A 2154-nucleotide genomic window follows, 5' to 3' on the forward strand; every position below is an offset into this window, starting at 1 on the left:
GCGCCAGCAGGCAGCGCCGGGGCGGCGTCCTTCTTGGGCTTTTCAGCGATCATCGCTTCTGTCGTGACCAGCAGGCCGGCGACGGAGGCTGCATCCTGGAGCGCGGTGCGCACCACCTTGGCAGGGTCGATGACACCCTGGGCATAGAGGTCGCCATACTCGCCGGTCTGGGCGTTCCAACCGAAGGAGAGGTCGTTCTTTTCGCGCAGCTTGCCGACGATGATTGAACCCTCGGCCCCGGCATTTTCGGCGATCTGGCGCACCGGTGCCTCGATCGCCCGGCGGACGATATCGATCCCCACGCGCTGATCGTCGTTGGCCGTAGGTAGACCATCAAGTGCTCTAACCGCACGCAGCAGCGCTACGCCACCGCCGGGCAGGATACCCTCCTCGACGGCAGCACGGGTTGCATGCAGAGCATCGTCGACGCGGTCCTTTTTCTCTTTCACTTCGACTTCCGTCGATCCCCCGACACGGATGACGGCAACGCCACCAGCGAGCTTGGCAAGGCGCTCCTGCAGCTTTTCGCGGTCGTAATCCGAGGTGGTTTCCTCGATCTGGGCGCGAATCTGTGCAACACGACCATCGATCTCGCCCTTGGAGCCAACGCCATCGATGATGGTGGTGTTTTCCTTCTCGATCGCCACCGTCTTGGCGCGGCCGAGCATCTCGAGCGTGACGTTCTCCAGCTTGATGCCGACGTCTTCGGAGATGACAGTACCACCCGTCAGGATGGCGATGTCTTCCAACATAGCCTTGCGGCGGTCGCCGAAGCCGGGTGCCTTGACGGCCGCGATCTTGAGACCACCGCGCAGTTTGTTGACGACCAGCGTTGCAAGGGCTTCGCCTTCGACGTCCTCGGCGATGATCAGCAGAGGCTTACCTGACTTCACCACAGCTTCCAGCACTGGCAGCATTGCCTGGAGATTGGAGAGCTTCTTCTCGTGGATGAGGATATAGGGATCCTCAAGCTCAACCCGCATCTTGTCCTGGTTGGTCACGAAATAGGGCGACAGGTAGCCGCGGTCGAACTGCATGCCTTCGACGACTTCGAGTTCTGTCTCGGCCGTCTTGGCTTCTTCGACGGTGATGACGCCTTCGTTGCCAACCTTTTCCATGGCTTCGGCAAGATAGCGGCCGATTTCTTCGTCGCCGTTGGCGGAGATGGTACCGACCTGGGCGATTTCGGAATTGCTGGTGATCTTGCGGGCGTTGTTTTTTAGTTCCTTGACCACCGCGTCGACGGCAATGTCGATGCCGCGCTTCAGGTCCATCGGGTTCATGCCGGATGCCACCGCCTTGGCGCCTTCCTTGACAATCGCCTGGGCCAGAACAGTCGCGGTTGTCGTGCCGTCTCCGGCGAGATCGTTGGTCTTCGATGCCACTTCGCGTAGCATCTGCGCACCCATGTTTTCGAACTTGTCTTCAAGCTCGATTTCCTTGGCGACCGAGACCCCATCCTTGGTGATGCGCGGCGCGCCGAACGACTTGTCGATGACAACGTTGCGGCCTTTCGGGCCGAGCGTGACTTTCACGGCATTCGCCAGAACATCGACCCCACGCAGCATGCGTTCACGGGCATCGGTGTTGAACTTGACTTCTTTCGCAGCCATTTCTTTAACTCCTCAATAGGCAGCTATTTGACTGATGTTTCGACAGGGCAGGCTCAGGCGGCTTTCTTCTGCTCGACTTGGGCCTCGATAATACCCATGACGTCGCTTTCCTTCATGATCAGCAGGTCTTCCCCGTTGATCTTGATCTCAGTGCCAGACCACTTGCCGAACAGGATGCGGTCACCCGCCTTGACATCCAGAGCCTGGATCTGACCGGCTTCATTGCGGGCGCCGGGCCCGACGGCGACGACTTCGCCTTCCTGCGGCTTTTCCTTGGCGGTGTCAGGGATGATGATGCCGCCCTTGGTCTTCTCTTCGGATTCGACGCGGCGGACGAGAATGCGATCATGAAGCGGTCTAAACGACATGTTTTCCTCCATGGACAAACAATGATGACGTTCCCCTGACCGGATGGGATTGCCATGCCGGACAGGAACGAAACCTCTTTGAGCGTTTCGCGCAAAAAATTTATTTTCGAGATTTTTCGATTTCAAGGGGGCGATGGAGAAAAATTAGCACTCGATCTTGGCGGCTGCTAACA

The 2154-nt window shown here is 58.7% G+C and carries 2 protein-coding genes; both read right to left on the reverse strand.

Annotation, left to right across the window (positions count from 1 at the left end):
• On the reverse strand, positions 1-1613 hold a 1613-nt coding region (gene groL / locus AB6803_RS33050), incomplete at its 3' end, for a chaperonin GroEL (RefSeq protein WP_371112787.1).
• Positions 1614-1666: 53 nt separating this feature from the next.
• Complete coding sequence (gene groES, locus AB6803_RS33055) at positions 1667-1981, reverse strand: co-chaperone GroES (protein ID WP_054184622.1); 315 nt, start codon at positions 1979-1981, stop codon at positions 1667-1669.
• Positions 1982-2154: the final 173 nt, after the last annotated feature.

The organism is Rhizobium sp. RCC_161_2, assembly GCF_041355235.1.
Classification (GTDB): domain Bacteria; phylum Pseudomonadota; class Alphaproteobacteria; order Rhizobiales; family Rhizobiaceae; genus Rhizobium.